Source organism: Szabonella alba, from assembly GCF_016765775.1.
GTDB classification, from domain to species: Bacteria; Pseudomonadota; Alphaproteobacteria; order Rhodobacterales; family Rhodobacteraceae; genus Szabonella; species Szabonella alba.
Genome location: NZ_JAESVN010000005.1, coordinates 161,468 through 185,864, shown reverse-complemented (window position 1 = coordinate 185,864; position 24,397 = coordinate 161,468). Strand labels below are relative to the sequence as shown.

Here is a 24,397-nt window from a genome sequence, read left to right as displayed (position 1 = left end):
GGGCGCGACCCCGGAAAACCACCATACCAGCAGAAGGGGTTGCACAGCTTTCCGGATAGTTTAAGGCTGAACAAAATCTCGGGAGGGACAGATGGAACAGGGCAAGACCGAACAGGCACGTCACCCGGCGCTCGATTACCACGAGTTTCCGAAGCCCGGAAAGCTTGAAGTCCGCGCGACGAAACCGCTGGCCAATGGCCGCGACCTGTCGTTGGCCTATTCCCCCGGTGTGGCCGAGGCCTGTCTTGAGATCAAGGCCGATCCGGCCAATGCCAGCCGCTATACCGCGCGCGGCAATCTGGTTGCCGTCGTCTCGAACGGCACCGCCGTGCTGGGTCTGGGCAATATCGGGGCCATCGCGTCAAAACCGGTGATGGAGGGCAAGGCCGTCCTGTTCAAGAAATTCGCCAAGATCGACTGTTTCGACATCGAAGTGAATGAAAGCGACCCCGAAAAGCTGGCCGATATCGTCTGCGCGCTGGAACCGACCTTTGGCGCGATCAATCTTGAAGATATCAAGGCCCCCGACTGTTTCATTGTCGAACGGATCTGCCGGGAGCGCATGAAGATCCCGGTATTCCACGATGACCAGCACGGCACGGCCATTGTGGTGGGCGCGGCGGCGACCAATGCGCTGCGGGTTGCGGGCAAGCGGTTCGAGGATATCCGCATCGTCTCGACCGGAGGAGGGGCAGCGGGGATTGCCTGTCTGAACATGCTGCTGAAACTGGGGGCGCGGCGGGAAAACATCTGGCTTTGCGACATTCATGGCCTTGTCCATGAGGGGCGCGAGATCGACATGAACCCGCAAAAGGCGGAATTCGCGCAGATCAGCGACAAGCGCACGCTGGCCGAGGTGATCGACGGGGCGGACCTGTTTCTGGGTCTGTCCGGTCCCGGCGTGCTGACGCCCGAAATGGTGGGCCGCATGGCCAAGCGTCCGATCATCTTCGCGCTGGCCAATCCGATGCCCGAGATCCTGCCGGAACTGGCGCGCGAGGTGGCCCCCGATGCGATCATCGCCACCGGGCGCAGCGATTATCCCAATCAGGTCAATAATGTGCTGTGTTTTCCCTTCATCTTTCGCGGGGCGCTGGATGTGGGTGCGACGCAGATCAATGATGCGATGGAGATCGCCTGTATCGAGGGGATTGCAGCCCTTGCCCGCGCCACGACCAGCGCCGAGGCGGCAGCCGCCTATCAGGGCGAAAAGCTGACATTCGGGGCCGATTACCTGATCCCCAAACCCTTCGATCCGCGGCTGATCGGGGTTGTCGCCTCGGCCGTGGCGCGCGCCGCCATCGAGACCGGGGTTGCAACGCGCCCGATGCCCGATCTTGAGGCCTATAAACGCGGGCTGGACGGATCGGTGTTCAAATCCGCGCTGATCATGCGCCCGGTCTTTCATGCCGCAGCACAGGCCGAGCGCCGCATCGTCTTTGCCGAGGGTGAGGAAGAGCGCGTCCTGCGCGCCGCCAATGCGATGATCGAGGAGACGACCGACAAGCCGATCCTGATCGGGCGGCCCGAGGTAGTGGAAAGCCGCTGTGAACGCGCGGGCCTGCCGATCCGCCCGGGCCGCGATTTCGATCTGGTGAACCCTGAAAACGACCCGCGCTATCGCGATTACTGGGGCACCTATCATGAATTGATGGCCCGGCAGGGCGTCACGCCCGATATCGCCCGCGCGGTGATGCGCACCAATACCACCGCCATCGGCGCGGTCATGGTGCAGCGTGGCGAGGCGGACAGCCTGATCTGCGGCACTTTCGGGCAATATCTGTGGCATCTGAACTATGTCACACAGATCCTTGGCCGCGAGGGGCGGCATCCGGTCGGCGCGCTCAGCCTGATGATCCTTGAGGACGGGCCGTTGTTCATTGCCGATACGCATGTGCATCCCGAACCGACCCCGGAACAGATCACCGAGGCGGTGATCGGGGCCGCGCGCCATGTGCGCCGCTTCGGTCTGGCCCCCAAGATCGCGCTGTGCGCCTCGTCGCAATTCGGCAATCTGGATTGCGATACCGGGCGGCGGATGCGGGCGGCGCTGGCGATGCTGGATGCGGCGCCGCGTGATTTCGCCTATGAGGGGGAAATGCATATTGACGCGGCACTGGATCAGGACCTGCGCGACCGGATCTTCCCGGGCGGCCGGTTCGAAGGGGCGGCCAATGTGCTGATCTTCGCCAATGCCGATGCGGCCTCGGGCGTGCGCAACATCCTGAAAATGAAAGGCGGCGGGCTTGAGGTCGGTCCGATCCTGATGGGGATGGGCAACAAGGCCCATATCGTGACCCCCTCGATCACGGCGCGGGGATTGCTGAACATGTCGGCCATCGCGGGCACGCCGGTCGCGCATTACAGCTGACCGGTGCGGGGGCGCTTCGCAGCCCCAACCGGTCGGGTGCCGACCAGCCGCCCGAACCTGCAGCCCCCTGCCCGCTCCGGCAGGGGTAATATTTGCACATTCGGACACTGCCACGCGCTGCGCTAACGGTAACAGCGTTGCGCAGCCCCCCTGCCCTGGCGTAACAAACCGCAAGGCAGGGGAGGGTCCGGAAGATGGATTACAAAAGCACCTATGCGGCATGGCAGGCCGATCCGGAAGCGTTCTGGATGGAGGCGGCCCGCGCCATCGACTGGGACCGCGCGCCCACCCGCGCGCTTGATGACAGCCACGCCCCGCTTTACGAATGGTTCACCGATGGCATGGTGAACACCTGCTGGAACGCCGTGGACCGCCATGTTGCGGCAGGGCGGGGCGATCAGGTCGCGGTGATCCATGACAGCCCGGTGACCGACAGTCGCCAGCACCTGACCTATGCCGAATTGCGGACCCGTGTGGCGCGGCTGGCCGGTGCTCTGGCGGCGCGTGGCGTGGTCAAGGGCGACCGCGTCATCATCTATATGCCGATGGTGCCCGAGGCGCTGGAGGCGATGCTGGCCTGCGCGCGGATCGGGGCTGTGCATTCGGTCGTCTTCGGCGGCTTCGCGGCGAACGAGCTTGCCGTGCGGATCGACGATTGCAGGCCAAAGGCGATCCTTGCCGCCTCCTGCGGGATCGAACCTGCGCGCGTGGTCGCCTATAAACCCCTGCTGGACGGTGCGATTGAACAAGCCCGCCACAAGCCGGATTTCTGCGTGATCCTGCAACGCGAACAGCAGGTCGCGGCGCTGGTCGCGGGGCGCGATACTGACTGGCACGAATTCCAGCAAGGTGCCGCACCCGCCGATTGCCTGCCCGTCGAGGGCAATCATCCGGCCTATATCCTTTACACCTCGGGCACGACCGGGGCACCCAAGGGCGTGGTGCGCCCGACGGCGGGGCATATCGTGGCCCTGAACTGGTCGATGGGCGCGGTTTACGGCGTCGGCATCGGCGATGTGTTCTGGGCCGCGTCCGATGTGGGCTGGGTCGTGGGGCACAGCTATATCTGCTATGCGCCGCTGATCGCGGGCTGCACGACGATCGTGTTCGAGGGCAAGCCCGTCGGCACCCCCGATGCAAGCACCTTCTGGCGCGTGATCGCGGAACATGGCGTCAAAAGCTTCTTCACCGCCCCCACTGCAATCCGCGCAGTCAAACGCGACGATCCGAAGGCGGAACTGGTGGCGCAATATGACCTGTCAGGCCTGCAGGCGCTGTTTCTTGCCGGGGAACGCGCTGATCCCGATACGATCCAATGGGCCGAACGCGCGCTGAACCGCCCGGTGATCGACCATTGGTGGCAGACCGAAACCGGCTGGCCGATTGCGGCCAATCCGCTGGGGCTGGGGCTCTTGCCGGTGAAACTCGGCTCTCCTTGCGTGCCAATGCCGGGCTATGACGTGCAGGTTCTGGATGAGGGCGGCCATCCCCTGCCCCCCGGCAAACTGGGGGCCATCGCGGTGAAACTGCCCCTGCCCCCCGGCACGCTGCCAACGCTGTGGAATGCCGAGGACCGGTTCCGCAAATCCTATCTGGCGCATTTTCCGGGTTATTATGAAACCGGCGATGCGGGCTATGTCGATGAGGACGGTTATCTTTACATCATGGCGCGCACCGATGATGTCATCAATGTCGCAGGTCACCGCCTGTCCACCGGCGGGATGGAAGAGGTGCTGGCGGGCCATCCCGATGTTGCCGAATGCGCGGTGATCGGGATTTCCGATGCGCTGAAGGGCCAGTCGCCCTTGGGATTTCTGTGCCTGAACAAGGGGTCGGACCGTGACCATGCCGATGTGGTCCGCGAATGTGTCGCCCTGATGCGCGACCGGATCGGCCCCGTGGCGGATTTCAAGCGCGCCTGCGTGGTGGACCGCCTGCCCAAGACGCGGTCAGGCAAGATCCTGCGGGCGACCATGGTCTGCATCGCCGACGGGGCCGCGTTCAAGATGCCCGCAACCATCGACGATCCGGCCATTCTGGATGAAATCCGCGCCGCCCTGCAACAGATCGGCCTTGCCCGGAATGCGGGGGCTTAGCGCAGAGGATTACAGCCGTAAATTGTGCGCCCGCTTTGACAAAGTGCAAAGCGGGGTTATCTTCACGCCATGATCCTGCATTTCCGGCCCCATGATTTGAATTTATCGCCGCACCAGCCCCTGTTTCATAGTCTTTGCAGCGGCCCCGTCACCCATGGGGAAACCGCGTCCTTCTGCATAACCAAAGGCGGCCTGCAATGATGGATGACGCCGCACCGCGGATGCAGGAGATCGCCGAGCGGGTCCGGCGGTTGGCGCGGATTGACCTGCCGGATGAGGCACGCCGCATCGTGGCCGAATTGCAGGGGCTTTGCGCGGCTGCGGGACCGATGGGCACAGAGCCCGAAGGGGGATCGGACAGCGCGGACGCGGATCCACATCAACCTGATTTCGACCCGGCTGCGCTGGAGCGTATTCTTGCGATTGTCGGCCCCGCCGAAAGCCATGCCCTGCTGGACCGGCTGACGCTGGATCTGACCGGGGCGCGGGACGGAATGGAACGGTCCCTCAGCACTCAGGACGCGGCCGGAATGCGCCGGGCGGCGCATAATCTGGTATCGCTGGCCGGAACGGCGGGGGCCTTCGGCCTGCAGCAGCGTGCCGAAACCCTTGTCGAGGCCGCCGAAGCACGGGATTTCACGATGATCGGATCCGTCATGCCCGGGGCGCTGCATCTGCTTGACGATCTTCTGGCCGATCTGCGGCACAGATCGGCCCACAGCAGCGGGACCGCAGCATGAGCGATATGGCAGAAACCCTGCCCGAGGGTGCCGGTGCCGGACGGGCGGTGCGCACCAGTTCGATCCTGCTGATCGAGGATTCGGTCTCATTGCAGATGATCTATCGGTCGGTTCTGACCACTGCAGGACACAGCGTCGTCGTGGCCTCAAGCGCCGCCGAGGGGCTGGAAAAGTTCCGCGAGGCGTCACCGCAGATCGTGCTGCTGGACCTGATGCTGCCCGACCGCGACGGGCTGGACCTGATGCGCGACCTGCTGGCCGAGCGGCCCCAGATCAGTGTGATCGTCATCACCGCCCATGGCTCGATCAACAAGGCGGTCGAGGCGATGCGCGCGGGCGCCCATGAATTCCTTGTAAAACCCTTTGACGAACAGCGGTTTCTGGGCGCGATCGAGAATGCCGTCCCGCCTGAAACCCCGCGCGAGACAACTCCAGCCCGCCGCCCCTCGGCCCCGCCCCCCCGTCTGCCCGATCCGCTTGAGGAAAACGGCTTTGTCGGCAGTTCCCGCACAATGCGTGCCGTTCAGGACAAGATCCGCTCGGTCGCGCAATCCATGGCGACGGTGTTCATCACCGGCGAAAGCGGCACCGGCAAGGAGCTTTGCGCGCTGGCCGTGCATCGAAATTCGAACCGGGCAAACGGTCCTTTCATCGCGTTGAATTGCGGGGCGATCCCGCAGGATCTGCTGGAATCCGAAGTGTTCGGCCATATCAAGGGATCCTTCACCGGGGCGATTTCGGACAAGCTGGGCGCGGCGGCGGCGGCGGATGGCGGCACGCTGTTTCTGGACGAGGTCTGTGAGATGCTGCCTGCGTTGCAGACCAAGCTGTTGCGCTTTCTGCAAACATCGACCGTGCAGCCCGTGGGCGCGACCCGGCCCCGCAAGGTCAATGTCCGCATCGTCTGCGCCACCAATCGTGATCCGGCCGAGGCGGTGCGGCTGGGCCAGTTCCGCGAGGATCTGTATTACCGGCTGTTCGTCGTGCCGATCCACATGCCCCCACTGCGGGAACGGCAGGATGACGTGATCGAGATCGCCGAGGCCGCCCTTCACCGCTTCGCCACCGAGGAAAACCGCCGTTTTACCGCATTGTCGGAAACCGTGAAAAACCGCCTGCGGGCACTGACATGGCCGGGCAATGTGCGCCAGTTGCTGAATGTGATGCGCAATGTCGTCGTCCTGCATGACGGCGAACTGGTGGAAACGCATATGCTGCCGCCCGATCTGGATGGCGGACGGGGCACCGATGCGGCCCGGAAGGTGCAGGACCCCGCCCCATCCGCGGGCGGTCTTGATCCGCTGCTGAAACTGCCGTTGGCGCAGATCGAACGCCGGGTGATCGAGGCGGTTCTGGAACGCCATGGCGGGTCGGTTCCGCGTGCGGCGCGGTCGCTGGAAGTGTCACCATCGACGCTGTATCGCAAGCTGGAGCAGTGGAACGCGCAGGACTGACCAAGCCCCTGCCGACCGCAACCCGGATTACAGGAACTGCTCGCGCAGCAGCCGTTCCTCCAGCCCGTGGCCCGCATCAAACAGGATCCTGTGCTGCACCGCCGGATCGCTGCGCACCTCGACCGCATGGACATCGGGCACGGAAATGCTGTCTGCATCGGCCCGGACGGGGCGCTTTTCAGGCTGCAGCACATCGAACCGCACCACTGCCGTCTTGGGCAGAAGCGCGCCACGCCAGCGCCGGGGCCGGAAGGCGGCAATCGCCGTCAGGGCCAGCACATCCGACCCGATGGGCAGGATCGGGCCATGGGCGGAATAGTTATAGGCCGTCGATCCCGCCGGGGTGCAGACCAGTGCCCCGTCACAGACCAGTTCATCCATCCGCAGCCGGCCATCGACACTGATGCGCAGTTTCGCGGCCTGCGGTCCGGCGCGCAGCAGGCTGACCTCATTGATCGCCAGCCCGTCGATCACCGATCCCGCCGCCGTTTCCGCACGCATCACAAGCGGGTTCAGCACTTCCTCACCTGCCGCCAGCAGACGTTCGGGCAGGTCCTCTTCCGAATAGGCATTCATCAGAAAGCCGATGGTGCCGCAATTCATGCCATAGACCGGCAGGCCCACGCCGCGCGATTCATGCAGCGTCTGCAGCATGAACCCGTCGCCGCCAAGGGCCACGATATGGCTGGCGTCACCGGGGGCCGCCTGACCATAGCGCGCCGTCAGGGCGGCCAGCGCCTCTTGCGCGGCGGGGGCCGGACTGGCCAGAAAGGTGATCTTTGCCGACATGCCGTCTCCCCGCGCGCCCCGTGCGGGACCAGTCTTGGCGGGCCGCCACGCCGAACTCAACCCCAAACCGGGCCCCAACCGGCCCCAAACCGGGCGCAAGGCCCAAGCCCCCTGTCGCGCAAAGTGGCAGCAATGGCGCAAACGACCCTTTCTGATCGCGCCCGCTTGCGTTAAATGGCGGCCATTCCCTCCGATCCCGTCAGCCGCAGCAGGAGACGCCCATGAACGCCCCGACCGAGACTTCCCATCGCGATGCCGGTTTCTTCAGCGAAAGCCTCGCCACGCGTGATGCCGAACTGTTCGGCGCCATCGGCCTTGAACTCGGCCGCCAGCGCGACGAGATCGAACTGATCGCCTCGGAAAACATCGTCTCGCGCGCGGTGATGGAGGCGCAGGGCTCGGTGCTGACCAACAAATACGCCGAAGGCTATCCGGGCCGGCGCTATTACGGCGGCTGCCAATATGTCGATATCGCGGAAAACCTTGCCATCGACCGCGCCAAGGCACTGTTCGGCTGCGCCTTTGCCAATGTGCAGCCGAATTCCGGTTCACAGGCCAATCAGGGCGTGTTTCAGGCGCTGATCCAGCCCGGCGACACCATCCTTGGCATGAGCCTTGATGCAGGCGGTCACCTGACCCATGGCGCGGCCCCGAACCAGTCGGGCAAATGGTTCAATGCCGTACAATATGGCGTGAAACAGGACACGCTGCTGCCCGATTATGAGCAGATCGAGGCGCTGGCGCTGGAACACCGGCCGAAAATGATCATCGCAGGCGGTTCGGCCATTCCGCGCATTCTGGATTTCCCGCGCTTCCGGGCGATTGCTGACAAGGTGGGGGCCTATTTCGTCGTGGATATGGCGCATTTCGCGGGACTGGTGGCGGCAGGGCTTTACCCCTCGCCCTTCCCGCATGCCCATGTCGCGACCACGACCACCCATAAAACCCTGCGCGGCCCGCGCGGCGGCATGATCCTGACCGATGACGAGACGATTGCGAAAAAGGTCAATTCCGCGATCTTCCCAGGCATTCAGGGTGGCCCCCTGATGCATGTGATCGCCGCCAAGGCCGTGGCTTTTGGAGAGGCGCTGCGCCCCGAATTCAAATCCTATCAGGCGCAGGTCATCGCCAACGCGCAGGCGCTGGCCGATCAGTTGATGAAGGGCGGGCTGGGCACCGTGACGGGCGGCACCGACACGCATCTGATGCTGGTCGATCTGCGCCCCAAGGGCGTGAAGGGCAATGCCACCGAAAAGGCATTGGGCCGCGCGCATATCACCTGCAACAAGAACGGCATTCCGTTTGATACCGAAAAGCCTACCATCACCTCGGGCATCCGTCTGGGCACGCCCGCCGGGACGACCCGTGGCTTCGGTGAGGCCGAATTCCGCCAGATCGGGGATTGGATCGTGGAAGTGGTCGAAGGTCTGGCCGCCCATGGTGAAGACGGCAATGGCGCGGTCGAGGAGGCAGTGAAGGCCAAGGTCGCCGCCCTTTGCGCCCGGTTCCCGATCTATCCGGGCCTCTGACCTGCGGCTTTTTCCGTCCAGAATTATCCCACAGGCGAAGCCTGCCCGGCCGGGACCGGGCAGGCGCGGGGGTGTGAAACCCCCGCGCCCGGCCAATCAGAAGGCCCCCCGATGACCGAGCGCCGCTCCGGCTTTCCCCAGACCACCCGTCGCCTTGAACGCCGCCTTGGCGATGCGGCCCGGGCGCGCCTGCCGCGTCTGCTGGTCGAATTCGGGATGTTCGTGCTGAAACAGGGCTGGGCCTGTCTGTTCGGCGGGCTGCTGCTGGCCGCAATCATCGGCACGAAACTGATCTGGTCGCCCGACTGGCCCCTGCAACGCTATGATGCTCTGTTCGCCTTTGCCATCCTGACACAGGCCGCCTTTCTGTGGTTTCGTCTGGAAACATGGGAGGAGGCGCGGGTGATCCTTCTGTTCCATCTGACCGGCACGGCGATGGAATGGTTCAAGGTCCATGCCGGGTCATGGGCCTATCCCGAACCCGGGTTTTTCAAACTGATGGGCGTGCCGCTGTTTTCCGGTTTCATGTATGCGGCTGTCGGCAGCTATATGGCGCGGGTGATCCGCATCTTTCACATGCGTTTCGCGCCCTATCCGCCCTTCTGGGTGACAGTGCTGCTGGGGGTGGCAATCTATGTGAATTTCTTTGCCCATCATTTTCTGCCCGATATCCGTCTGGTGCTGTTTGCCGCGACCCTGCTGATCTATGCCCGCACGCGGATCTGGTTCGTCAATACCGAGATCGCGCGCTGGATCCCCCTGCCGCTGGCCGCATTGCTGTCGGCCCTTGCGCTGTGGATTGCGGAAAATGTCGGCACCGCCACCGGCACATGGATCTATTCCGGTCAGCTTCCGGGCCAGATGGTCAGCTTTGCCAAGCTCGGGTCCTGGTATCTGCTGCTCTATGTCGCCTTCACCACGGTCACGCTGGTCAGCCGTAGTGCGCTGTCGCCCGCGCCGCTTACAGCAGACCGCGCCAGACCATCACCGCCAGAACCAGCCCCGCCACGACCAGAAGGCTGAACAGGATCGAGGTCGTGACCCCGATCAGAAATCCCTTGCGGCGGTCCCAGCGGTTCAGCGCCGACAGATGTTTCAGGCAAATATCGTAATTCGTCGCGACCGCTTCCTCGTCGATCATCATCAAGAGCTTGGGATTCTTCGCACGCATCGCCGCCTCGGCCAGGTCCTGCGCGGCGGCCCGCACGCGGCGGGGCAATTGCCGCCCGCCCTTCTGCAACTTGGCCGCCAGACCCGCGCCCTTGATGCGCAGCCGTTCCTCCAGCAGTTCCGCCACCCGGTCTGCCATCTGCTGGATCGTGATCGCACTCATGCCGGTCTCCTGCTTGCGGGGCGATCCTATGCCCGGCGACGGTGCGCTTCAACCGCTCTGGATGCAGGACGCGCGATGCGCTAAGCCGGTGACATGCTGAACACAGTGCATCACCCCGCCGAAACCGCACAGGGCCTGCCCGCCCTTCTGATCGTTCATGGCCTGTTCGGATCGGCCCGCAACTGGGGCGTGATCGCGCGGCGCATGGCCGCCACACGCGACGTGATCGCGGTGGATATGCGCAACCATGGCGAAAGTGCGCGTTTCGACAGCCACAGCTATGCCGATCTGGCCGATGATCTGGCCGGGGTGATCGCGGCGCAGGGCGCAGCCATGGATGTGATGGGTCATTCCATGGGCGGCAAGGCCGCGATGCAGCTTGCGCTGACCAAAGGTGATCTGGTCAACCGGCTGGTCGTGGCCGATATCGCCCCCGTCGCCTATAGCCATGACCAGACCCGCCATATCGAGGCGATGCGCGCGCTGGACCTGTCGGGCCTGACCTCACGGGCCGAGGCCGACCGCCGCCTTGCAGCCCGTATTGATGATGCCGGCCTGCGCGCCTTTTTCCTGCAATCGCTGGATCTGAAAGCTGATCCGCCGCGCTGGCGGCTCAATCTGGATGTGCTTGAGGCCGAGATGGCGAAGATCGTCGGCTGGCCCGGCACCGAAGGCCGCTTTGAGGGTCCGACACTGTTCCTGTCCGGGGGCGAAAGCCATTATGTCCTGCCCGACTATCGCGACGAGATCCGCGCCCTGTTCCCCACCGCGCGGTTTGCCAAGATCCCCGGCGCGGGCCATTGGCTGCATGCCGAAAAGCCACGGGAATTCGATGAAACGCTGCGCGTCTTCCTGTCCTGACTGCGCGTGCCGCCCCGCCCCTGCGGGCTTTTTCTGTCGATAAATATCCTCGGGGGGTGAGGATTTGCGCCGCAAATCCGAGGGGGGCAGACAGCCCCCCTTGCGCCCCCTCCCTCAGCCCCGCCGCCCATAATAAAGCCCCACGACATGCTCGGCTTCGGCAAAGAACAGCCAGCGCGCGGCCAGCGCGCCGGTCATATGAAGCGGGATCGCCAGAACCAGACCGGCCCCGCCGCCCGTCAGCACCAGACCTGCCGGCAGGAGTGACGCACAGACCACCGCGATGACCCGCAGTTTTTGCGCATGGCGGCGGCCGACGACATGGATCATCTCGCGCGTCAGGTAATTTCCGCCGGTATGGGGCTGCTCGAAGACCGAAACCGCGCCCCGGCCTGTCAGCCCCGTCGCGCTTTCCATGCTGGCGCCGCGCGCGGCAAACTGCCTGTCGCCCAGCCCGAAGGCCGCGATCTGCACCGCGCCCAGCCCCAGCAGAAGCACCGCCGCCAGCCCGCCCTGCAGCCCCAGCAGCGCGCCGCCCGCCAGCGCAAAGCCCAGAAACAGGGCGGGTGTCGTCCAGTGGTTCCAGCGCGGCACGGCGCGGATCGAGGCATAGATCATGGATGTTGCCAGCACCGTCAGCAGGGCCAGAACCGCCGCCAGCAGCCGCAGGGCCACGGGCCAGTCAAAGCCCAGCCAATCGGCCAGCGCGCAGGGCGCCATCACCAGCAGCGCCAGAACCGATGCCCATGCCTCCCGCGAGAGCCAGCTTGACCGCCATTGCGTGAATGCCAGAAGCGCGCGTTGAGGGTTGCCCAGATGGAAGGCCGAGGCCGCCAGCCCGCCAGTGGCCAGCACATAGCCGATCCCCCAGCCGAAAAACGCCATCCAGCCCGAAAGACCGGGCAGCCCCAAGGCAAGGCAGGCCAGCAGGCCGAATCCCAACCCTGAAAGCACAGTGAACAGAATGATCGACGGCGCCGGATGCATCAGATCTTGCCTAGCACCCGGTCCAGCCAGCCGGCAAACCCGGTCGCCTGAACATCCAGCAAAGGCGCCAGCGGTGACACCTGCGCGCCGCGATCCTTTGCGCGCGGCGGCAGATAGCGGTTGACGGGTTTGGTGCCCATTTCCGGCATCAACGCCACCCCGCCGCGATCCGCCACTAGCCGCGACACGGCGCTGTCGGGGTCGGACAGATCACCAAAATGCCGCGCCCCGGTGGGGCAGGTGCGCACGCAAGCGGGTTCGCGGTCTACCTCGGGCAGGGTTTCGTTGTAGATCCGGTCGACGCAGAGCGTGCATTTCTTCATCACACCCGCCGCCTTATCCATCTCGCGCGCACCATAAGGGCAGGCCCAGGCGCAAAGCCCGCAGCCGATGCAGGCATCCTCATTGACCAGCACGATACCATCCTCGATCCGTTTGTAGCTGGCCCCGGTCGGGCAGACCGTCACGCAGGGCGCATCATCGCAATGCAGGCAGGAGCGGGGGAAATGCACCGTGAAAGGCACAGCCTCGGGCGGACTGACCTGATAGCTGTGGACGCGGTTCAGGAAGGTGCCCGAAGGGTCCGCGCCATGCGCCTCCTGATCCGACAGCGGCGCGCCATAGCCCTGATCGTTCCAGCCCTTGCAGGCGGTGACACAGGCGTGACAGCCGACGCAGGTATCAAGGTCGATGACCAGCCCCAGTTTCTTCTCCGTTTGGCCCGGCAGACAGGTCATGCGCGCCCCCTTCCCTGATCCGGCAGCACCGGGAATTGCGGCAGCACCTCGGGCGCTTCATCCGGGGGCGGGGCTGCACATTTCTCCACCCGCACCCGCAGATCAAACCACGCCGCCTGTCCCGTCACCGGGTCGGAATTCGACCAGCGTTGCCCGTCCCCCTTGGGCGGCAACAATTCATGGATCAGATGGTTCAGCAGAAAACCCTTGGTCGCCTCGGGTGCATTCGGGTCCAGCCCCCATGCCCCCTTGCGCTTGCCGATAGCGTTCCATGTCCAGACGGTATGCGGATTCAACGCGGGCATATGCGCGACCGGTACGATGATTTCCCCGGTGGGGGAAGTGACGCGCGCCCAGTCGCCGGGCGCAAAGCCCTGCGCCTCCCAAACAGCGGTCGGCACATAAAGCGGATTATGCCCGTGGATCTGGCGAAGCCATGCGTTCTGGCTGCCCCAGGAATGATACATCGCCATCGGACGCTGCGTCAGCGCATGCAGCGGGTAATCGCGTGCAGCCTCATCCCCGAAAGGCGGATACCAGCGGGGCAGCGGGTCCATCGCCTGTTTCAGCCGCGCGCGCATATGCTCAGGGGGCTGCCGTTGCCCCTGCCCCTCGGCCGCGCGCTGAAAGCGGCGCATCGGTTCAGACCAGATCGACAGAAGGTAAGGCTGCGGCGCATCATAAAGCCCGGTCCGCACCGCCCAATCCTGATAAGCGCGGTTCCACGGTTTGAAATAGCGCGCATCGTCCGGCACATGCGCCTGATAGAACGCCCCGTTTTCAATATAACGGTCCAGTTGCGCGGGGTTCGGCCCGCCCCGGCCTTCCGCATCCCCATTGCCGCGCCAGCCCATCAGCGGGCCAATGCCCGGGCGGCGCTGATGGTTCACGATGTAATCGGCATAATCGGCATAAAGCGGGCCGCCCGCCGCATCGACAAATCCCGGCAGCCCAAGCCGCGCGCCCAGATCAATCAGCACCGACTGAAAGCCCCGCACATCGCGGTCCGGTGCCACCACGGGCCAGCGGATCGCATCCCCCGCCGCATCGGGTTCGGAAATCGGGCGGTCCAGCAGGCTGATGCAGTCGTGACGCTCCAGATAGGTCGTATCCGGCAGGATCAGATCGGCATAGGCCACCATTTCCGACGCATAGGCATCGGAATAGATGATGCGCGGGATGCGGTATTCGCCGTCCTCACCCCGGTCGGTCAGCATCTCCATCACGGCAGCGGTGTTCATCGAGGAATTCCACGCCATATTCGCCATATAAAGAAACAGCGTGTCGATGCGGTAGGGGTCCCCCGCATGGGCATTGGCGATGACCATATGCATCAGACCATGGGCAGACAGCGGGTTTTCCCAGGAAAACGCCTTGTCGATCCGGGCGGGGCTGCCGTCATCTTTCAGGCACAGATGTTCGGGCCCGCGCGGATAGCCCAGATGCGGGCCGTCCAGCGGCTTGCCGGGTGTCACCTTGCAATGCGGGGCCGGATGCGCCTCGGCCGGTTTCGGATAGGGTGGTTTCAGCCGATAACCGCCCGGCGTTTCCACCGCGCCCAGCAGGATTTGCAGCAGATGCAGGCTGCGGGCGGTCTGAAACCCGTTGGAATGGGCCGATATTCCACGCATCGCATGGAAACTGACCGGGCGGCCCGTCATGGTCTTGTGGGGGTCACCCCGGAAATCGGTCCACTCCTGTTCAAGGGTGACGGGATGGTTGAAGGCCGCATCGGCGATTTCAGCGGCCAGCGCGCGGATACGCGGCGCCGGTATGCCGCAACGATCCGCCACCGCCTCGGGCGCGTATTCGGGTGACAGGTAACGTTCGGCCATATGCTGAAACACCGTCCGCGCGCCCTGATGCGTGGCCCCCAGATCGGGCTGGATGCCGGGCGTATCGAAGGCCACCGCGCGCCCATCGGCGATGACCAGCGGCTTGTCCTGCCCGTCGCGCAGGAACAAGCCGTCCGGCCCCACCAGACAGGGCGCATTGGTGAACCGCGCAAGATAGGGCAGATCAACCTTGCCCGCCTCCAGCAGACAATGGATCAAGGACAGGATCAGCAACCCATCCGTCCCCGGTGTGATGCCCAGCCAGTCATCGGCCACAGCGTTATAGCCCGAGCGCACCGGATTGATCCCGATCACCCGCGCCCCGCGTGCCTTCAGCCGCCCCAGCCCGATCTTGATCGGGTTGCTGTCATGATCCTCGGCCACGCCGAACATCAGGAACAGCCGCGTATGCTCCCAATCCGGTTGCCCGAACTCCCAGAACGCCCCGCCGATGGTATAGATCCCCGCCGCCGCCATATTGACCGAACAGAACCCGCCATGGGCGGCGTAATTCGGCGTGCCGAAATTCTGCGCCCAAAAACTGGTCAGGCTTTGGCTCTGGTCGCGGCCGGTGAAGAAGGCAACCTTCTCGGGGGCCGTTTCGCGCAGGGGGGCCATCCACGCGACCGCCAGCGCCAGCGCCTCGTCCCAACTGATCGGCTCAAACGCCCCCGACCCGCGCGGGCCGACCCGGCGCAGGGGCTGCGACAGGCGCGATGGCGCGGTGATCTGGCGGATACCGCTGGCCCCCTTGGCGCAAAGGACGCCCTTGTTGACCGGATGGGCGCGGTTGCCCTCGATATAGCTGACGCGCCCCGATTTCAGATGCACATTGATGCCGCAGCGACAGGCGCACATATAGCAGGTGGTCTGGCGGATTTCATCCGAGACGGCGGGTGACAGGTCCAGTTGCGGCTGCGTCATTCCCCCGCCTTCATCAATGCGCGCGCTTCGGCGGCGATATGGGCCTCTTCCTCGGCAGGCAGGATCAGAACCGGAATTGCCGCGCCTGTGGGATCAAGGCGCGTTTCGCCACCCTCATTGGCAGCGGCGTCATACCGCACCCCCGCCCATGCCAGCCCGTCCAGAATACCGCCCCGCACCGGGGACGCATTCTCTCCGATGCCGCCGGTAAAGACCACGGCATCCAGCCCCCCCATCGCCGCCATCAGCGCGCCGCCATGGCTGACGGCGGAATTGATGAAATGCTGCACGGCAAAACGGGCGCGCGGCGCGGGATCGGCCAGCAGCGCGCGCATGTCGGACCGCCCGCCCAGCCCCAGCAATCCCGCCTCGCGGTTCAGCATGCGTTCGGTTCCGGCAATGCCATAAAGCTCGGCCAGACGCAGCACCACGGTCGGATCAATGCTGCCGGATCGCGTGCCCATGGTCAGCCCCTCCAGCGGGCTGTAGCCCATCGAGGTGGCAACCGACCGTCCGTCCCGCATCGCGCAGGCCGAGGCCCCGTTGCCCAGATGATAGGCCAGCACCCGGCCCGGCATCGCACCCAGCACCCCCGGCAGACGTTCGGCAATGCTGGCATAGGACAGACCGTGGAACCCGTAACGGCGATAACCGCGCGCCTCCACCTCGCGAGGCAGGGCATAGCGGGTCGCAACCGGCGGCATCGTGGCGTGAAAGGCGGTGTCGAAACTGGCATAGTGCGGCAGGTCGGGCAGCAGCGCCGCCAGCGCCTCGATCCCAGCCAGATTGGCCGGATTGTGCAATGGCGCCAGCGGCAGGCAGGCGCGGATCCCGGCCAGAACGGCAGGCGTCACCCGGCAGGCGCGGGTCAGATCCGGCCCGCCATGCACCACCCGATGCGCCGCCGCACCGAACTGCGCGGGCGGATGGCCCGCCGCCGTCAGTGCCTCCAGCAGGGCCGATAGCGCAGTGCGGTGATCGGGCAGCGAAAGGGACTGTTCTTGCGCGCCCAACCGCAGCCGGGATTGCCCGCCGATTTCAGAGGCCTGCGCCTCAAGCACCTGCATGTCCCCCCGGAACAAGGCAACCTTGACCGAGGACGAGCCTGAATTCACCACCAGCAACAAGGTCATTCTCTGCCCCCCTCCGGGGCAGAGTGCTGCGAGATCAGCAAATTCACAAGCCCGCGCAGCGTGCCGCGATGGCCAAAGCCTGTTGTCCTGCCCCCGGCAAAGGGGGGACAGGCGCGCGCAGGCCGGTCAGCCCCTATTCCGCCGCATCCGCATAGCTTTCGACCGGCGGGCAGATGCAGATCAGATTGCGGTCGCCATGGACATTGTCGACCCGGCCCACGGGCGGCCAGTATTTGTCCACCCGGAAGGCACCGGGTGGGAAACAGCCCTGTTCACGCGGGTATTTCCGGTCCCAGTCGGCCACCAGATCCTCAACCGTATGGGGCGCATGACGCAGGGGGCTGTCGGCAGCCGCGATCTCACCCGCCTCCACCGCCGCGATCTCGTCACGGATCGCCAGAAGGGCAGTGATAAAACGGTCGATCTCGGCCTTGGTTTCCGATTCGGTCGGCTCCACCATCAGCGTGCCCGCGACGGGCCAACTCATGGTCGGCGCATGAAAGCCATTGTCAATCAGCCGCTTTGCGATGTCGTCGACCGTCACGCCCGCTTCGGCAAAGGGGCGGGTATCAAGGATGCATTCATGCGCGACCCTTCCCTTGTTGCCCATGAAGAGGATCGGATATTTCCCCGCCAGCCGTGCCGCGATGTAATTGGCGTTCAGGATCGCGACCCGCGTGGCCTGCGTCAGCCCCTCACCGCCCATCATCAGGCAGTAAGCCCATGAAATCAGCAGGATCGAGGCTGATCCCAGCGGTGCCGCACTCACCGCGCCCTCTCCGCCTGTCTGCGGATGGCCCGGCAGATGCGGCGCCAGATGCGCGCGCACGCCGATCGGCCCCATGCCCGGACCGCCGCCGCCATGCGGGATGGCAAAGGTCTTGTGCAGGTTGAGGTGGCTGACATCACCGCCGATCTCACCGGGTTTTACCAGCCCCACCAGCGCGTTCATGTTCGCGCCGTCGATATAGACCTGGCCGCCATGGTCATGGGTGATCTGGCAGACCTCGCGCACGGTTTCCTCAAACACGCCATGGGTCGACGGATAGGTGATCATGCAGGCCGCCAGCCTGTCGCCCGCCGCTGCCGCCTTGGCGCGGAAATCGTCCAGATCAACATCGCCATTGGGTGCGGATTTCACCACCACAACCTTCATGCCGCACATCTGCGCCGAGGCCGGATTGGTGCCATGGGCCGAAACCGGGATCAGGCAGATATCCCGCTCCCTCTGCCCCTGCGCGCGGTGATAGGCCTGAATCGTCAACAGCCCTGCATATTCCCCCTGCGCGCCCGAATTGGGCTGCATGGAAAAGGCGTCATAGCCGGTGATCTCACACAGTTTCGCGGTCAGATCGTCAATCGCCTCGGCATAGCCCGCCGCCTGATCGGCGGGCACGAAGGGATGCAGGCTGCCGAATTCCGGCCATGTGATCGGCATCATCTCGGCCGCCGCATTCAGCTTCATCGTGCAGGATCCCAGCGGAATCATCGCCCTGTCCAGCGCAAGGTCACGATCCGACAGGCGGCGCATATAGCGCATCATCTCGGATTCTGCGCGGTTCATATGGAACACCGGATGGGTCAGGTATTCGCTTTCCCGCAGCATCGTCTCGGGGAAACCAAGGCTGGCGCGATGTGGCGGCACGCCCTCGATCCCGAAGGCGCGCAGCACCCGGATCAGCACTTTTTCATCCGTGGTCTCGTCAAGGCTGATCCCCACGCGGTCCAGCCCGATCTTGCGGAAGTTCAGCCCCTCGGCCCGGGCGGCGGCCAGGATGCCCGCCTGCCCCACGCCCACCTCGACCGTGATCGTGTCAAAAAAGGCCGCGGGTGCTACCTTCGCGCCTGCCGCTTTCAGCGCCCGCGCCAGACGGTTGGTCAGGAAATGCACCCGCTCGGCAATGGCGCGCAGCCCCTTCGGCCCGTGGAACACGCCATAGAAGGAGGCCATGACCGCCAGCAGCGCCTGCGCCGTGCAGACATTCGACGTGGCCTTTTCACGGCGGATATGCTGTTCACGGGTCTGCAGCGCCAGCCGGTAGGCCTTGTTGCCGCGCGAATCAATGGACACCCCCACGATCCGCCCCGGCATGGCGCGCTTCAACTCATCCCGGCAGGCCATGAAGGCCGCATGCGGCCCGCCATAGCCCATCGGCACGCCGAAACGCTGGCTGGACCCCACCGCGATATCGGCCCCCATCGCGCCGGGTTCCTTCAAAAGGCACAGCGCCAGCAGATCCGTCGCCACAATGGCAATGCCCTTGGCCGCATGGACCTTGGCGATCAGCGCGGTGAAATCGGTCACATGCCCATAGCTGCCCGGATATTGAAAGATCGCGCCAAACACCTTGGATGGGTCCAGATTGCCGACCATATCCTCGATGATCTCGATCCCCAGCGGTTCTGCCCGCGTGCGGATCACGGCAATGGTCTGGGGATGGCAGAAGCGGTCAACGAAAAACGCCCGCGCCTTGGATTTCGCTGTGCGTTCGGCCATGGTCATGGCTTCCGCCGCCGCTGTCGCCTCATCCAGCAGGCTGGCATTGGCCACCGGCAACCCGGTCAGATCGGCCACCATGGTCTGATAGTTCAGCAGCGCCTCAAGCCGCCCCTGTGCAATCTCGGGCTGATAGGGCGTATAGGCCGTATACCATGCCGGGTTTTCCAGAATGTTGCGCTGGATCGCGGGCGGCGTCACGGTGCCGTAATAGCCTTGCCCGATCAGGCTGGTCATCACCCGGTTCTTCGCCGCGACCTCGCGCATCCGCGCCAGCAATTCATGCTCGGCCAGTGGCGCCCAGGTCAGCGCCTTGCCCTGCCGGATCGAGGGCGGCACGGTTTCGGCGACCAAAGTCTCAAGATCAGCCGCGCCCACGGCGGCGAGCATTTCGGTCATCTCGGCGGGCGAGGGGCCGATATGGCGACGGTTCGCGAAATCATAGGTGTTGTAGTCAGTCGGCGTGAAACTCATGGCGCTCACCTTTCGGACCGGAAACGGGGGGTTCCCCTTTTTCTGTCCTCAAATATCCCGGGGGGTCCGGGGGGCTGGCCCCCCGGCTTGCGCGACGGACCGGCCTTCAGCCGATCATGTCATTATATTCATCTTCATCCATGAAATCGTCGAGCACGGACAGGTCATCAATCTTCATCTTGAAAAACCACGCCGCCCCGGTCGGATCATCATTCACCAGCCCCGGCTTGTCGGACAGTTTCGCATTGACCTCGATGATCTCGCCATCGACCGGCGCCAGAATATCCGACGCGGCCTTGACGCTTTCGATCACCACGACCTCGTCGCCGGTGGCCACCACGGTTTCCACTTCGGGCAGTTCGACGAATACCACATCGCCCAGTTGGGTTGCGGCATGCTCGGTGATGCCGACCACGACGATATCCCCCTCGGGGGTGGATTCGACACGCAGCCATTCATGATCTTCGGTATATTTCATCGTGAAACGCTCCTCAGCGCTTGTAGGTGGATGGACGGAACGGAAGTTCGCTGACCGTGACAGGCAGACGCTTGCCACGCAACTCTCCCCAAAGACGGGTGCCCGGTTCGGCGCAGTCCTGCGGCACATAGCCCATGGCGATCGGGGCCTCGACTGACGGGCCATAGCCGCCCGAGGTGATGCCCCCGACATTGCGCCCCCCCTCGGGCGCATCCCAGATGACGGTGCCTTCGCGCATGGGGGCGCGGGTTTCGGGGTGGAACCCGACCCGCAGCGCGGGCGCGCCCTCAGCCAGTTCCTGCAGGATGCGTTCGGCCCCCGGAAATCCGCCCTCCCGCGCGCCGCCGCGGCGGCGGGCCTTCTGGATCGCCCAGGACAGCCCCGCCGCAACCGGCGTCGTGTTTTCGTCGATGTCATGCCCGTAAAGGCACAGCCCCGCCTCAAGCCGCAGGCTGTCGCGTGCGCCCAGCCCGATGGGGGCCACCGCAGGATGGGCCAGCAGGTTGCGCGCGAAATCAGGGGCCGAGGCTTCGGGCAGCGAAATCTCGAACCCGTCCTCGCCGCTATAGCCCGAGCGCGAAATCCACAGCGCGCCGAAAACCGTATCGACCGCAATCACATCCATGAAGCGCATTTCGGCAACCTGCGGCACCAGCGCGGCCAGAACCGCCTCGGCCTCGGGCCCCTGAAGCGCCAGCAGCGCGCGGTCGGTCACCGGCTCCACCTTGGCCACCGGCCCCAGATGCGCGGTCATATGGGCGATATCGGTCTCCTTGCAGGCGGCATTGACAACGACGAACAGATGATCGCCGCGATTGGCGAACATCAGGTCATCCAGAATCCCGCCGCGCGCATTGGTGAACAGCCCGTAACGCTGCCGCCCCTCGGCCAGCCCCGTCACCGCCACCGGCATCAGCGCCTCGAATGCTGCCTCCAGCGCCGCCATATCGCCTTTGGGGCGCAGGATCACCTGCCCCATATGGCTGACATCGAACAGCCCGGCCTGTGCGCGCGTGTGCAGATGCTCTTTCAGCACCCCCATCGGGTATTGCACCGGCATTTCATAGCCCGCGAAAGGCACCAGTTTCGCGCCCAGTTCTTCATGAAGATCGTAAAGACAGGTCCGCCTCAGATCGGCCATCAGGCCCCCCTTCCCCTTGCCGGACGCCCGGCACCGCGCAGGCAGGATTATCCCGCCTGTCGATGCCCCCTCTGTCCTTGCCCTTTCCCTTGCCGGGTCCGGGCGCCTGAGATCGTTATCCCTTCGGCGGGCGCAAGCGCCACTCTCCAGAGTCTGTCAGCAGGAACGGTCCCTTGCGCCTGAGAGTTTACCGGGGCGGTTGCTCCTTCGGCACCAGAACGGGCTGTGATGCCCGTACCGGATTCTCCCGATCCTGCTCCTTGGGTCTAGCCTGCCGCCCCGCGAACTGGCAAGAGCAAAGCGACATTCCGACGCAAAGGCCCGCAAAACCGACATGACCCCTGATTCACTCCGTCCCGACGCGGGGGCACAGCCCGGCCCGGCCCCGCATTTCTTCGGCTATGGTAGCCTTGTGAACCGCGCGACCCATGATTATCCCGCCGCAAGGCCCGCGCGGCTGCGGGGCTGGCGCCGGGTCTGGGTCCATACGCCCGCACGCGATCTGGCCTTCCTGTCGGTGCGCCGCGATGCCAGGGCCGAAATCGCGGGGGCCGAAATCGCGGGGGCCGAAATCGAGGGGCTGGTGGCCGAGGTGCCGGGGGCGGACTGGAGCGCGCTGGACGCGCGCGAATTTGCCTATGCCCGCCATCCGGTCATGGCCGATCTGACCAGCGGCGCCCCGCTTTCCGCGCAGGTCTACGCCGTGCCCGAGGCGGATCAGCAGCCCGCAAGCCCCGCGCATCCGATCCTGCTCAGCTATCTCGATACGGTGGTTCAGGGCTTCCTGCGCGAATTCGGCGCGGCGGGCGCGGCGGCGTTCTTTGCCACGACCGATGGCTGGGATGCCCCGATCCGCGATGACCGCGCCGCGCCACTTTATCCCCGTGCGCAAGTGCTGACGGATGCCGAACGCGCCGTGGTCGATACCTTCCGCGCCACGCTTGGCCCCCGCAGGGCGCTCCGCTGACCCCGGCCCCCGTTCTTCGCCTGAGAAATATCCTCAGGGGGTGAATTGGCCGCAAGGCCAAAGGGGGGCGCGGGCGCCCCCTGACAGGTCGGAAACCAAAGCGCGATCAGTCCAGCGCGCGGACCCGCTGCAACAGCGGCATGAGATCGGCCATTTCCGGCCCATGGCCCTGCCCGGTCAGCGCCTTGCGCAGCGGCATGAACAGCCCTTTGCCCTTGCGCCCCGTCGCCGTCTTCACCGCGGCGGTCCATTCGCCCCAGCTTGCCGGACCCCAGGGGCGCGGCGGCAAAAGGCCCAGCGCCTGCGCGACAAAGTCGCGGTCCTCTTCGGCGATCAGCGGTTCGGCCCCGTCGCGGAACAGCGCCCACCAGCCCTCCAGATCCGCCAGAACGGTGATATTTTCCCGCGCGACGCGCCAGAAGGGTTCGGCCAGATCGTCGGGCACGCCCAGCGCCGCAATTCGCCCTGCGACATCGGCAAAGGGCAGTGCCTGAACATGGGCACGGGTCAGCGGGAACAGATCCTCGGCATCGAATTTCGTCGGCGCCGCGCCAAAGCTGGCAATATCGAACCCTTCGATCAGGTCGGCATGGCTGGCCGCCAGTTCCACCGGGCGCGCGGATCCCAACCGCGCCATCAGCGACAGCAGCGCCATCGGCTCCACCCCCCGGGCGCGCAGATCGCGCAGGGACAGCGTGCCCAGCCGTTTCGACAGCGCCTCACCCAGCGGCCCGGTCAAGAGGCTGTGATGGGCGAATTGCGGCGGGGTGCCCCCCATCGCCTGCATGATCTGGATCTGCGTCGCGGTATTGGTCACATGGTCGGCCCCGCGCACGATATGGGTCACGCCCATGTCGATATCATCAACCGAAGAGGCAAAGGTATACAGCACCTGCCCATCGGCCCGGATCAGCACCGGATCCGACACGCTGGCCGCGTCGATCGAGACGGGGCCAAGGATACCATCCGTCCACTCGATCCGCTCCTGATCCAGCAGGAAGCGCCAATAACCCGGGGTCGTTTCACGCAGCCGGTCACGATCGGCCTCGGTCAGGGCCAGACTGGCGCGGTCATAGACCGGCGGGCGGCCCATGTTCAGCAGTTTCTTGCGCTTCAGGTCCAGATCGGTCGGGCTTTCGAAACATTCATAGAACCGCCCAGCGGCGCGCAGCGCCTGTGCCTGTTCGCCGTAACGCTCCAGCCGCGCGGATTGCCGTTCCACCCGGTCCCATGTCAGGCCCAGCCATTCGAGATCTTCCATGATGGCGTCGGCATATTCCGGTTTTGACCGTTCCTGATCGGTATCGTCCAGCCGCAGGATGAACTGGCCGCCTGCCTTGCGGGCGATCATCCAGTTCATCAGCGCGGTGCGCAGATTGCCGACATGGATATAGCCGGTGGGCGACGGGGCGAAACGGGTGACGGTATGGGTCGCAGTCTGGATCATGGGGGCGGCTCTCCTGAACCCCGCCGCTCTGTCACAGCGCGGGCCGTTTGTCCATATCGCGCCCCCGCTGCCCCGGCCTGCCGTCGCTGGACGCCCGCCCGGACCCCGCCTATGGTCACGCCATGACGCATCTGCCTGACGACGCCCTTGCCCCCGATCTTGCGATGATCGAACGCCTTGCCCAGGGCGCGGTCGCGGCCTTGCCCGACCCCTGGCGGGCGGCTGCCCTGTCACTGGCGCTGCGGATCGAGGATTTCGCCCCGGGCGAGATCCTTGCCGAAATGGAAATCGCCGATCCGTTCGAATTGACCGGGCTTTACGAGGGCACACCCCTGACCGAGAAATCGGTGATGGATCAGCCCGCCCGCCCCGATACGATCTGGCTGTTCCGCCGACCTATCCTTGATGAATGGCTGGACCGGGGCAATGTGACCCTGACCGAGATCGTGACACATGTTCTGGTGCATGAACTGGCCCATCATTTCGGCTGGAGCGATGCGGATATCGCCGCCATCGACCCTTGGTGGGAATAGCGTCGCCCTGCGTCGTCCTCCCCGGCTGCCGGTCCGGTTGAAACAATTGACGCGGCAACCCCGCCCGTCGC

19 protein-coding genes and 1 riboswitch are annotated in these 24,397 nt (G+C 65.0%); of the genes, 9 read left to right on the top strand and 10 right to left on the bottom strand.

Annotated elements, in window-relative coordinates:
- Positions 1 to 91: 91 nt before the first annotated feature.
- The 4 genes from JL811_RS13150 (at position 92) to JL811_RS13135 (ending at position 6,661) form a co-directional block, all read left to right on the top strand.
- Entirely contained in the window at positions 92 to 2,371 is a 2,280-nt protein-coding gene (locus JL811_RS13150; protein WP_202689161.1) for an NADP-dependent malic enzyme, read from the top strand.
- Positions 2,372 to 2,565: 194 nt separating this feature from the next.
- Positions 2,566 to 4,467: a propionyl-CoA synthetase gene (locus tag JL811_RS13145; protein ID WP_202689160.1), complete on the top strand. Its 1,902-nt coding sequence runs from the start codon at positions 2,566 to 2,568 to the stop codon at positions 4,465 to 4,467.
- 197 nt (positions 4,468 to 4,664) lie between these two features.
- The gene (locus JL811_RS13140; RefSeq protein ID WP_202689159.1) at positions 4,665 to 5,207 is read left to right on the top strand and encodes a hypothetical protein; all 543 of its coding nucleotides are present in this window, start codon (positions 4,665 to 4,667) and stop codon (positions 5,205 to 5,207) included.
- Between the two features lie 5 nt (positions 5,208 to 5,212).
- Entirely contained in the window at positions 5,213 to 6,661 is a 1,449-nt protein-coding gene (locus JL811_RS13135; RefSeq protein ID WP_337924750.1) for a sigma-54-dependent transcriptional regulator, read from the top strand.
- Positions 6,662 to 6,688: 27 nt separating this feature from the next.
- On the opposite strand, the gene JL811_RS13130 is transcribed toward JL811_RS13135, so the two are convergent.
- A complete protein-coding gene (locus JL811_RS13130; RefSeq protein ID WP_202689157.1) occupies positions 6,689 to 7,450 on the bottom strand; it encodes an NAD kinase in 762 nt (253 codons plus the stop codon).
- Positions 7,451 to 7,671: 221 nt separating this feature from the next.
- Between JL811_RS13130 and glyA the strand changes: the two genes are divergently transcribed.
- Complete coding sequence (glyA, locus tag JL811_RS13125) at positions 7,672 to 8,979, top strand: serine hydroxymethyltransferase (protein WP_202689156.1); 1,308 nt, start codon at positions 7,672 to 7,674, stop codon at positions 8,977 to 8,979.
- Between the two features lie 111 nt (positions 8,980 to 9,090).
- Positions 9,091 to 10,002 (top strand): DUF817 domain-containing protein, encoded by a 912-nt coding sequence (locus tag JL811_RS13120; RefSeq protein WP_202689155.1) that lies wholly within the window; start codon positions 9,091 to 9,093, stop codon positions 10,000 to 10,002.
- On the opposite strand, the gene JL811_RS13115 is transcribed toward JL811_RS13120, so the two are convergent.
- Positions 9,941 to 10,312 carry a hypothetical protein gene (locus JL811_RS13115; RefSeq protein ID WP_202689154.1) on the bottom strand — a complete coding sequence of 124 codons (372 nt, stop codon included), beginning with the start codon at positions 10,310 to 10,312 and terminating at the stop codon, positions 9,941 to 9,943. The genes JL811_RS13120 and JL811_RS13115 overlap by 62 nt on opposite strands.
- 93 nt (positions 10,313 to 10,405) lie before the next feature.
- Between JL811_RS13115 and JL811_RS13110 the strand changes: the two genes are divergently transcribed.
- Positions 10,406 to 11,173, top strand: a complete 768-nt coding sequence (locus tag JL811_RS13110) for an alpha/beta fold hydrolase (protein ID WP_202689153.1) — start codon at positions 10,406 to 10,408, stop codon at positions 11,171 to 11,173.
- Positions 11,174 to 11,287: 114 nt separating this feature from the next.
- On the opposite strand, the gene JL811_RS13105 is transcribed toward JL811_RS13110, so the two are convergent.
- From JL811_RS13105 to gcvT, 7 genes are all read right to left on the bottom strand, one after another.
- A complete protein-coding gene (locus tag JL811_RS13105; RefSeq protein ID WP_202689152.1) occupies positions 11,288 to 12,160 on the bottom strand; it encodes a dimethyl sulfoxide reductase anchor subunit family protein in 873 nt (290 codons plus the stop codon).
- Positions 12,160 to 12,897: a 4Fe-4S dicluster domain-containing protein gene (locus JL811_RS13100; protein WP_202689151.1), complete on the bottom strand. Its 738-nt coding sequence runs from the start codon at positions 12,895 to 12,897 to the stop codon at positions 12,160 to 12,162. Before JL811_RS13100 ends, JL811_RS13105 begins: the two co-directional genes overlap by 1 nt.
- Positions 12,894 to 15,656: a molybdopterin oxidoreductase family protein gene (locus JL811_RS13095; RefSeq protein WP_202689150.1), complete on the bottom strand. Its 2,763-nt coding sequence runs from the start codon at positions 15,654 to 15,656 to the stop codon at positions 12,894 to 12,896. The genes JL811_RS13100 and JL811_RS13095 overlap by 4 nt, the downstream gene beginning before the upstream one ends.
- Positions 15,653 to 16,789: an acetate/propionate family kinase gene (locus JL811_RS13090; RefSeq protein ID WP_202689149.1), complete on the bottom strand. Its 1,137-nt coding sequence runs from the start codon at positions 16,787 to 16,789 to the stop codon at positions 15,653 to 15,655. The genes JL811_RS13095 and JL811_RS13090 overlap by 4 nt, the downstream gene beginning before the upstream one ends.
- Before the next feature lie 133 nt (positions 16,790 to 16,922).
- Positions 16,923 to 19,760 (bottom strand): aminomethyl-transferring glycine dehydrogenase, encoded by a 2,838-nt coding sequence (gcvP, locus tag JL811_RS13085; protein WP_202689148.1) that lies wholly within the window; start codon positions 19,758 to 19,760, stop codon positions 16,923 to 16,925.
- 106 nt (positions 19,761 to 19,866) lie between these two features.
- Complete coding sequence (gene gcvH, locus JL811_RS13080) at positions 19,867 to 20,238, bottom strand: glycine cleavage system protein GcvH (protein WP_202689147.1); 372 nt, start codon at positions 20,236 to 20,238, stop codon at positions 19,867 to 19,869.
- Positions 20,239 to 20,251: 13 nt separating this feature from the next.
- Complete coding sequence (gcvT, locus tag JL811_RS13075) at positions 20,252 to 21,379, bottom strand: glycine cleavage system aminomethyltransferase GcvT (protein WP_202689146.1); 1,128 nt, start codon at positions 21,377 to 21,379, stop codon at positions 20,252 to 20,254.
- A 156-nt stretch (positions 21,380 to 21,535) separates the two neighbouring features.
- Positions 21,536 to 21,639, bottom strand: a riboswitch (glycine riboswitch).
- A 74-nt stretch (positions 21,640 to 21,713) separates the two neighbouring features.
- Here gcvT and JL811_RS13070 point away from each other — a divergent pair.
- Positions 21,714 to 22,346: a gamma-glutamylcyclotransferase family protein gene (locus JL811_RS13070; RefSeq protein ID WP_202689145.1), complete on the top strand. Its 633-nt coding sequence runs from the start codon at positions 21,714 to 21,716 to the stop codon at positions 22,344 to 22,346.
- A 106-nt stretch (positions 22,347 to 22,452) separates the two neighbouring features.
- Here the strand turns inward: JL811_RS13070 and gltX are convergent, their stop codons facing one another.
- Positions 22,453 to 23,793 carry a glutamate--tRNA ligase gene (gene gltX, locus JL811_RS13065; RefSeq protein ID WP_202689144.1) on the bottom strand — a complete coding sequence of 447 codons (1,341 nt, stop codon included), beginning with the start codon at positions 23,791 to 23,793 and terminating at the stop codon, positions 22,453 to 22,455.
- Between the two features lie 122 nt (positions 23,794 to 23,915).
- On the opposite strand from gltX, the gene JL811_RS13060 reads away from it, so the two are divergent.
- Positions 23,916 to 24,326 (top strand): metallopeptidase family protein, encoded by a 411-nt coding sequence (locus tag JL811_RS13060; RefSeq protein ID WP_202689143.1) that lies wholly within the window; start codon positions 23,916 to 23,918, stop codon positions 24,324 to 24,326.
- Positions 24,327 to 24,397: the final 71 nt, after the last annotated feature.

Coding starts and splice junctions, on each gene's coding strand:
- gcvH (WP_202689147.1), bottom strand. CDS start 20,238: ATGAAATATACCGAAGATCATGAATGGCTGCGTGTCGAATCCACCCCC.
- gcvT (WP_202689146.1), bottom strand. CDS start 21,379: ATGGCCGATCTGAGGCGGACCTGTCTTTACGATCTTCATGAAGAACTG.
- gltX (WP_202689144.1), bottom strand. CDS start 23,793: ATGATCCAGACTGCGACCCATACCGTCACCCGTTTCGCCCCGTCGCCC.
- JL811_RS13100 (WP_202689151.1), bottom strand. CDS start 12,897: ATGACCTGTCTGCCGGGCCAAACGGAGAAGAAACTGGGGCTGGTCATC.
- JL811_RS13060 (WP_202689143.1), top strand. CDS start 23,916: ATGACGCATCTGCCTGACGACGCCCTTGCCCCCGATCTTGCGATGATC.
- JL811_RS13145 (WP_202689160.1), top strand. CDS start 2,566: ATGGATTACAAAAGCACCTATGCGGCATGGCAGGCCGATCCGGAAGCG.
- JL811_RS13130 (WP_202689157.1), bottom strand. CDS start 7,450: ATGTCGGCAAAGATCACCTTTCTGGCCAGTCCGGCCCCCGCCGCGCAA.
- JL811_RS13070 (WP_202689145.1), top strand. CDS start 21,714: ATGACCCCTGATTCACTCCGTCCCGACGCGGGGGCACAGCCCGGCCCG.
- JL811_RS13105 (WP_202689152.1), bottom strand. CDS start 12,160: ATGCATCCGGCGCCGTCGATCATTCTGTTCACTGTGCTTTCAGGGTTG.
- JL811_RS13135 (WP_337924750.1), top strand. CDS start 5,213: ATGGCAGAAACCCTGCCCGAGGGTGCCGGTGCCGGACGGGCGGTGCGC.
- JL811_RS13115 (WP_202689154.1), bottom strand. CDS start 10,312: ATGAGTGCGATCACGATCCAGCAGATGGCAGACCGGGTGGCGGAACTG.
- JL811_RS13140 (WP_202689159.1), top strand. CDS start 4,665: ATGATGGATGACGCCGCACCGCGGATGCAGGAGATCGCCGAGCGGGTC.
- JL811_RS13095 (WP_202689150.1), bottom strand. CDS start 15,656: ATGACGCAGCCGCAACTGGACCTGTCACCCGCCGTCTCGGATGAAATC.
- JL811_RS13090 (WP_202689149.1), bottom strand. CDS start 16,789: ATGACCTTGTTGCTGGTGGTGAATTCAGGCTCGTCCTCGGTCAAGGTT.
- JL811_RS13110 (WP_202689153.1), top strand. CDS start 10,406: ATGCTGAACACAGTGCATCACCCCGCCGAAACCGCACAGGGCCTGCCC.
- JL811_RS13120 (WP_202689155.1), top strand. CDS start 9,091: ATGACCGAGCGCCGCTCCGGCTTTCCCCAGACCACCCGTCGCCTTGAA.
- JL811_RS13150 (WP_202689161.1), top strand. CDS start 92: ATGGAACAGGGCAAGACCGAACAGGCACGTCACCCGGCGCTCGATTAC.
- gcvP (WP_202689148.1), bottom strand. CDS start 19,760: ATGAGTTTCACGCCGACTGACTACAACACCTATGATTTCGCGAACCGT.
- glyA (WP_202689156.1), top strand. CDS start 7,672: ATGAACGCCCCGACCGAGACTTCCCATCGCGATGCCGGTTTCTTCAGC.